This is a genomic window from Neobacillus citreus (assembly GCF_018343545.2).
In the GTDB taxonomy this organism is placed as follows: Bacteria; Bacillota; Bacilli; order Bacillales; family Cytobacillaceae; genus Neobacillus; species Neobacillus citreus.
In genome coordinates this window covers 1-6,839 of sequence record NZ_JAGYPE020000116.1, presented here as the reverse complement: position 1 = coordinate 6,839, position 6,839 = coordinate 1, and the positions used below count along the sequence as shown (strand labels likewise).

7 protein-coding genes and 1 tRNA gene are annotated in these 6,839 nt (G+C 42.2%); 7 read left to right on the top strand and 1 reads right to left on the bottom strand.

All coding sequences use genetic code 11. From position 1 onward, the window contains the following. Position 1: 1 nt before the first annotated feature. The 5 genes from KHB02_RS29100 (at position 2) to tsaD (ending at position 2,879) form a co-directional block, all read left to right on the top strand. Positions 2-72 (top strand) — tRNA-Asp (locus tag KHB02_RS29100). Between the two features lie 163 nt (positions 73-235). After that, entirely contained in the window at positions 236-691 is a 456-nt protein-coding gene (gene tsaE, locus KHB02_RS29095; RefSeq protein WP_213148378.1) for a tRNA (adenosine(37)-N6)-threonylcarbamoyltransferase complex ATPase subunit type 1 TsaE, read from the top strand. Then, positions 688-1,389: a tRNA (adenosine(37)-N6)-threonylcarbamoyltransferase complex dimerization subunit type 1 TsaB gene (gene tsaB, locus KHB02_RS29090; RefSeq protein WP_213148377.1), complete on the top strand. Its 702-nt coding sequence runs from the start codon at positions 688-690 to the stop codon at positions 1,387-1,389. The genes tsaE and tsaB overlap by 4 nt, the downstream gene beginning before the upstream one ends. Before the next feature lie 18 nt (positions 1,390-1,407). Beyond that, on the top strand, positions 1,408-1,857 hold the full coding sequence (rimI, locus tag KHB02_RS29085) for a ribosomal protein S18-alanine N-acetyltransferase (RefSeq protein WP_213148376.1): 450 nt from the start codon (positions 1,408-1,410) through the stop codon (positions 1,855-1,857). Further along, on the top strand, positions 1,854-2,879 hold the full coding sequence (tsaD, locus tag KHB02_RS29080) for a tRNA (adenosine(37)-N6)-threonylcarbamoyltransferase complex transferase subunit TsaD (protein ID WP_213148375.1): 1,026 nt from the start codon (positions 1,854-1,856) through the stop codon (positions 2,877-2,879). Before rimI ends, tsaD begins: the two co-directional genes overlap by 4 nt. A gap of 437 nt (positions 2,880-3,316) precedes the next feature. On the opposite strand, the gene KHB02_RS29075 is transcribed toward tsaD, so the two are convergent. Next, positions 3,317-5,236, bottom strand: a complete 1,920-nt coding sequence (locus KHB02_RS29075) for an ABC-F family ATP-binding cassette domain-containing protein (protein ID WP_213148374.1) — start codon at positions 5,234-5,236, stop codon at positions 3,317-3,319. Between the two features lie 164 nt (positions 5,237-5,400). Here KHB02_RS29075 and moaC point away from each other — a divergent pair, with 164 nt between their 5' ends. Both moaC and KHB02_RS29065 read left to right on the top strand, forming a co-directional pair. Further along, positions 5,401-5,889 (top strand): cyclic pyranopterin monophosphate synthase MoaC, encoded by a 489-nt coding sequence (gene moaC / locus KHB02_RS29070; RefSeq protein WP_213148373.1) that lies wholly within the window; start codon positions 5,401-5,403, stop codon positions 5,887-5,889. A gap of 32 nt (positions 5,890-5,921) precedes the next feature. Further along, the gene (locus KHB02_RS29065; RefSeq protein WP_213148372.1) at positions 5,922-6,575 is read left to right on the top strand and encodes a redox-sensing transcriptional repressor Rex; all 654 of its coding nucleotides are present in this window, start codon (positions 5,922-5,924) and stop codon (positions 6,573-6,575) included. Positions 6,576-6,839: the final 264 nt, after the last annotated feature.

The following is a 6,839-nucleotide window of genomic DNA, read 5'->3' as shown; positions in this document are numbered from 1 at the left end:
GGTAGTTCAGTTGGTTAGAATGCCTGCCTGTCACGCAGGAGGTCGCGGGTTCGAGTCCCGTCCAGACCGCCATTTATACGTAAAAACAAGCACGAAACAATGTTTCGGCTTTTTTTATGCCTATTTTTGTTTCATACATATATAATTACACCCTTAGGAAGCTTCCTAAGGTTTTTTTTGCACGTAATTAAGGTAAAATGAAGATATAGATATGGTAAGGTTAAAAGGTGATGCTATGAACCAATTTGAATGGAAGACAGCTAATGCGGAGGAAACTGGACATTTTGCCGCAAGATTGGCTGAGCTTTTGCAGCCGGGTGATGTGATAGCACTTGAGGGTGATTTGGGTGCAGGAAAAACCACCTTTACCCAGGGCTTGGCAAAAGGTTTAGATATACAAAAAACTGTTAACAGTCCAACTTTTACGATTATTAAAGAATATAAAGGCAAGCTGCCATTATATCATATGGATGTCTATCGGGTAGCAGATTCCATGGAAGACCTGGGCTTTGATGAATATTTTGAAGGCGATGGGGTTTCAGTGGTTGAGTGGGCTCATTTAATTGAAGACCAGCTGCCAGGGGAACTGCTGACTATTTATTTATATCGCGATCGGGAAGACCATAGAAGATTGGTATTGGTACCAAAAGGTGAGCGGTATGAGCAATTATGTAAGGAGATTTTGGCATGACCATTTTAGCAATTGATACGTCTAATTATGCCTTAGGAGTAGCACTTTTAGAAGAGAAAGAAGTACTCGGCGAGTACATAACAAATTTGAAAAAGAACCATTCTGTCCGGATCATGCCTGCCATTCAGACGTTAATGAAGGATTGTGAAAGGGTGCCGTCCGACTTAACAAAAATCGTCGTCGCCAAAGGCCCTGGATCTTATACAGGCGTTAGAATCGGCGTTACGATAGCAAAAACGCTAGCATGGACTTTAAACATTCCACTTGTTGGAATATCAAGCCTTGAAATTCTGGCAGTAGGGCCCGGGCGATATTTTGACGGGCTTATTTCCCCGATATTCGATGCGAGACGGGGACAGGTTTATACAGGTCTGTATCAAGTCGAGAATGGAGAGCTAAAAGTAATTGAGCCTGATCAATTAACAATGGCGGTTGACTGGGCAGGGAAGTTATCCGAATTGGACAAACCGGTTCTATTTGTCGGCAATGATCTGTCAATTCACCGTGAAAGAATAACAGAGAGACTTGGTACTCAGGCCGTTTTTTCAAGCATAACAGAAAACAATCCCCGTCCGTCCGAGCTGGCCATGCTGGGAAAAGGAAAACAAGGGGTAGACGTACACACCTTTGTCCCTAATTACATTCGGTTAGCAGAAGCGGAAGCAAAGTGGTTAGAGGCGCAAGGGAAAACTATATAAAGATAAGGATAGAGAAAGATGGAAGATTCTTATGTTTTTCGCTACATGAGGGAAGAGGATATCGATCAAGTATTAGAGGTTGAGCATGCATCATTTACAACCCCGTGGAGCAGGGAAGCATTTTATAATGAGATGCACAATAATAACTTTGCTGTTTATATCGTCCTCGAACATGAAAATAAAATTATTGGCTATTGTGGAGTTTGGGTTGTTATTGATGAAGGTCATGTGACGAATGTCGCGATTCTTCCTGAATACCGCGGCAAAAAGCTTGGGGAGATGATGATGCGAAAGCTGATATCCGTCTGCCGTGAGAGGGGTGCAAGAAGCATGACCTTAGAGGTAAGGGTAACGAATCATGTCGCTCAGTCTCTTTATCGCAAACTAGGGTTTCAAAATGGCGGAATCCGGAAAAATTATTACTCAGATAATTTGGAGGATGCGCTGGTAATGTGGGTGAATTTATGAAAAAAGATCAGTTGATATTAGGAATTGAAACAAGCTGTGATGAAACGGCGGTGGCGATTATCAAAAATGGCCGAGAGATAACGGCCAATGTGGTTGCCTCGCAGATTGAAAGTCATAAACGGTTTGGCGGGGTCGTTCCGGAAATTGCCTCACGCCATCATGTTGAACAGATCACGGTCGTGATAGAAGAGGCATTAAAGCAGGCGAATCTATCATTTGCTGAAATTGATGCTGTTGCGGTAACGGAAGGGCCAGGTCTGGTGGGTGCCCTATTAATTGGCGTCAATGCCGCCAAAGCACTCGCGTTTGCTCATAATAAACCGCTTGTGCCAGTCCATCATATTGCCGGTCATATTTATGCAAACAGGCTGGTGACAGAGCTGAAATTCCCTTTGTTGGCTTTAGTGGTCTCAGGGGGCCATACGGAGCTTGTCTATATGAAAGAGCATGGACAATTTGAGGTAATTGGCGAAACAAGGGATGACGCAGCGGGTGAAGCCTATGATAAGGTTGCAAGAACGTTAAATCTGCCATATCCAGGCGGTCCGCATATTGACCGTTTGGCCCATGAAGGCAGTCCGACTATTGATTTGCCCCGTGCCTGGCTGGAGGAAGGCTCCTATGATTTTAGCTTTAGCGGCTTAAAATCAGCGGTCATTAATACGGTTCATAATGCCGAGCAGCGTGGTGAGACGATTGCTCCGGAGAATCTGGCTGCGAGCTTTCAGGAAAGTGTCATTGACGTATTGGTGACGAAGACTGTAAGAGCCGTTGCAGAATATGGTGTCAACCAAATATTATTGGCCGGAGGAGTAGCGGCCAATAAGGGGCTTCGAGCAGCCCTGGAAAAGGCATTTTCAGATAAGGCGGATGTTGAATTAGTTATTCCTCCATTATCCTTATGCACAGACAACGCAGCCATGATAGCCGCTGCCGGAAGTGTCATGTTTGAAAAGGGAATTCGAGCAGACTTATCACTAAACGCAATACCTGGATTGGATATAGAAACATATAACACCTGACCTTTCCTAACAAGGAAGGGTCTTTTTAATAAAAAAATCTAATTAAACGTTTGATTGATTTGGTTGATAAACTAATCAAACGTTTAATTGATATGGGCAATAAACTAATCAAACGATTGATTGAAAACGGCAAATGCTTAAAATATAGGCATTTTAAGAGTTAAACAAACATTTGATTAAATTTTGGCTAATATAAAAACAGCAATTTTGTGGATAAAATTTTTTTGAAAAAGTGGAAAATTCAAATGACTTGTGGATAATTCAGTGGGTAATGTTGATAATGTGGATAAATAGACGTTTTTTTGTGGATAATGTGGAAAAGTTAATTGGATAACTGAAATAATGGCATTTACAATGTGAATAATTCTGTGGAAAATTAGGCCTTTTGGATTACAAGCACATTAAAAAACCGGACTTCAGCAGTCCGGTTATCCACATTATTCTGCCAGTTCGGCCCATTCTTCCATTAATTCGTTAAGCTCGGCCTTAGCCTTTTCATTTTTTAAATTAATCTCTAAAACCTTTTCATGGTCCTGAAAAACTTCTGGCTCGCATAATTGCTGTTCATAATTCTGAATCTCTTCTTCAAGCTCCGAAATGCGTTCCTCGATTTCTTCCAATTTGCGTTTTCTCTGGCGTTCCAGTTTTTTAGTTTCTTTATCCTGTTCATAACTGTTTTTTTCAGCAGGCTCTAAAGCAGAAACCTTCTTCTGGGAGGCAGCCAATGCAAGTGCCGTAAGTTCCTCCTGCTCCAGCTTTTTATCCACATAATAATCGTAGTCGCCGAGGTATTCAGTGCTGCCCTCGGGGCTCAATTCTAGTACCTTAGTTGCGATTCTGTTAATAAAATAACGGTCGTGTGAGACAAACAAAATAGTACCTGGATAATCAATTAAGGCATTCTCAAGTACTTCCTTGCTGTCCAAATCCAAATGGTTGGTAGGTTCGTCCAATATTAATAAATTTGCTTTCTCGAGCATTAGCTTGGCAAGGGCTAGGCGGGCTTTTTCGCCGCCGCTTAAGGACAAAACGTTTTTAAGCACATCATCACCGGAAAATAAAAAATTCCCAAGCACCGTGCGGATTTCCTTTTCCGGTTTAAGTGGATATTCATCCCATAGTTCGTTTAAGACCCGTTTATTGGAGGTTAGGTTGGCTTGTTCCTGATCGTAATACCCGATGGACAAATTGGTTCCGTATTGAATAGTTCCAGCCAAAGCGGGAAGCTTTTTAATAATTGTTTTTAAAAGGGTCGACTTCCCGATTCCGTTAGGGCCGACAAGGGCAATGCTGTCGCCTTTATACACACGAAAGGAAATATCCTTGGAAACCTTCTCGCCATCATAGCCGACAGCTAGTGAATCAACAGTCAACACATCATTGCCGCTTTGCTTCTCAATTTCAAATGAGAAGGAAGCGGATTTTTCATCGCCTAATGGCCGGTCCATGATTTCTATTTTTTCAAGCTTCTTCCTCCGGCTTTGCGCCCTCTTAGTAGTAGTGGCCCTTGCGATGTTGCGCTGGATGAAATCCTTTAAGGCGGCAATTTCCTCCTGCTGCTTTTCATAAACCTTCATGTCGCGTTCATAATTGGCCGCTTTCTGATCAAGATAAGAGCTATAATTTCCGGTAAATCGCTGAATTTGACGGCGCGATAGTTCATAGACCTCTGTAACGACTTTATCCAAAAAATAGCGGTCATGCGAAACAATTAAAATAGCGCCAGCGTAGCCCTGCAGATATTGCTCAAGCCAGGAAAGGGTTTCGATATCCAAGTGGTTGGTAGGCTCGTCAAGAATTAAAATATCAGGTCTTGTCAGCAGCAGCTTGCCGAGCGCAAGACGCGTTTTTTGTCCGCCGCTTAGACTTGAAATCATTAACGTAGTATCAGAAAAATTTAATCCATGCAAGACAGAGCGGATATCGGCTTCATACTGATAGCCGCCCTGCTCTTTAAATTGAACTTGCAGTTCATCATATTCCTTTAATACCTTTTCATATTTTCCTGGGTCCCCGAAAACAGCAGGATTGGCCATTTGTTCTTCCAGCTTCCGGAGCGATTTTTCCATCGCCTGAAGATGCTCGAAAACCGTCAGCATTTCCTCCCAGATGGACAAATGGGACTCTAAACCCGTATTTTGCGCCAAATAACCAATGGTAGCATCCTTTGGTTTAATGATTTCTCCGCCGTCATAGCACATTTCTCCGGCGATTATTTTCAATAATGTTGATTTCCCAGCTCCGTTACGGCCGACTAAAGCAACACGGTCACGGGATTGTAATTCCAGTTTTATATTCGATAAAATAAGTTCAGCACCATAATATTTTTGTAGTTGGTTAACCTGTAATAAAATCATCTTTTTCACCTCTATTACCTTACGACTAGTGTATCGTATTACCCGGAAGTCGGCAATGAAGTGAAATTTTTTAATGGAATGATAAAAAAATATACTGTTAGTTCAAAGTTTCACACACATAGACAAAAAAATAATGTATTATTTTTTGTAGGAGGATTTTCTTTATGGCTGAATTTACTCATTTTAATGAAGAAGGCCGGGCCAAGATGGTCGATGTCAGCGATAAGCCGGAAACGGCACGCACGGCGATAGCCCAGTCAAGCATATCCGTATGCACTGAAATTTATGAAAAAATTACAAACCACGAAATGAAAAAGGGCGATGTCTTAGCAGTAGCCCAGGTTGCTGCGGTGATGGCGGCGAAAAAGACATGGGATATCGTTCCAATGTGCCACCCGATTCCATTGACAGGTATCAATATTAGTTTTTCGTGGGAGCAGGCCGGGCAGGAACAATATACACTGCATATTGCTGCATCAGTGAAAACCAAAGGCAGTACGGGGGTTGAGATGGAAGCGCTAACAGCCGCCTCTGTTTGTGCCCTGACCGTCTATGATATGTGTAAGGCAGTTGATAAAGGGATGGTGATTGGACCAACCTTTCTGGTGGAAAAAACCGGCGGCAAAAACGGTGATTTTAGAAGAGAAATCTAATATATCCATTAAAATTGAAGGGTGGGAGAAATATGTCCAATGAAACGATGAAAATACCACAGGCAACAGCAAAGCGTCTGCCCTTATATTATCGATTTTTACAAAACCTTCATTCTTCTGGCAAGCAGAGGGTGTCATCTGCAGAATTGAGTGAAGCAGTAAAGGTGGACTCGGCCACTATTCGCAGGGATTTCTCTTATTTCGGGGCCCTTGGGAAAAAGGGGTACGGCTATAACGTAAACTATTTGTTATCGTTTTTCCGGAAAACACTTGATCAAGATGAATTAACAAAGGTAGCGTTAATCGGGGTGGGTAATCTCGGCACAGCCTTTTTACACTACAATTTTTTAAAAAATAATAATACAAAAATCGCTTGTGCCTTCGATGTGGACCCCGGAAAAATTGGCGGTTCGATAGGCGATGTTCCCGTTTATTCGATGGACGATATAGAACAGTATTTGATCGAGGAAAATATTTCGGTGGCGATTTTGACGGTGCCGGCCCCGGTTGCACAGCAGATTACAGACAAGCTTGTGAAAACGAATGTAAAAGGGATTTTAAACTTTACACCAGCGAGACTGAATGTACCTTCATCGATCCGCGTGCATCATATTGACCTGGCGGTGGAGCTGCAATCACTTGTTTACTTTTTAAAGCATTATCCAAACCACGAAGTAGAAGAATAAATAATCAATAGGCTTCTCGCCAAAATGGTGAGAGGCCCATTTTTCGTTTGGAAACATTTTTCCTAAACAGATCACTATACAAAGGGAGTTGAAGCGGGTAAAATGATTACACGAGTAATTATTGTAATCCAATAGGAAAGGTTGGAATTAAAATGACAGAAACAGTTCGTTCAATCCCACGGCCGCTTGTGAAAACAAACCAGTGGACGATTGTTATAAGTGTTGTGTTAACATGGTTATCCGGACAGGAATGGTTTTTGTTAG

Excerpts from the sequence above, each read along its gene's own strand:
- tsaE (WP_213148378.1), top strand. The coding sequence starts at position 236 with ATGAACCAATTTGAATGGAAGACAGCTAATGCGGAGGAAACTGGACAT.
- tsaB (WP_213148377.1), top strand. The coding sequence starts at position 688 with ATGACCATTTTAGCAATTGATACGTCTAATTATGCCTTAGGAGTAGCA.
- rimI (WP_213148376.1), top strand. The coding sequence starts at position 1,408 with ATGGAAGATTCTTATGTTTTTCGCTACATGAGGGAAGAGGATATCGAT.
- tsaD (WP_213148375.1), top strand. The coding sequence starts at position 1,854 with ATGAAAAAAGATCAGTTGATATTAGGAATTGAAACAAGCTGTGATGAA.
- KHB02_RS29075 (WP_213148374.1), bottom strand. The coding sequence starts at position 5,236 with ATGATTTTATTACAGGTTAACCAACTACAAAAATATTATGGTGCTGAA.
- moaC (WP_213148373.1), top strand. The coding sequence starts at position 5,401 with ATGGCTGAATTTACTCATTTTAATGAAGAAGGCCGGGCCAAGATGGTC.
- KHB02_RS29065 (WP_213148372.1), top strand. The coding sequence starts at position 5,922 with ATGTCCAATGAAACGATGAAAATACCACAGGCAACAGCAAAGCGTCTG.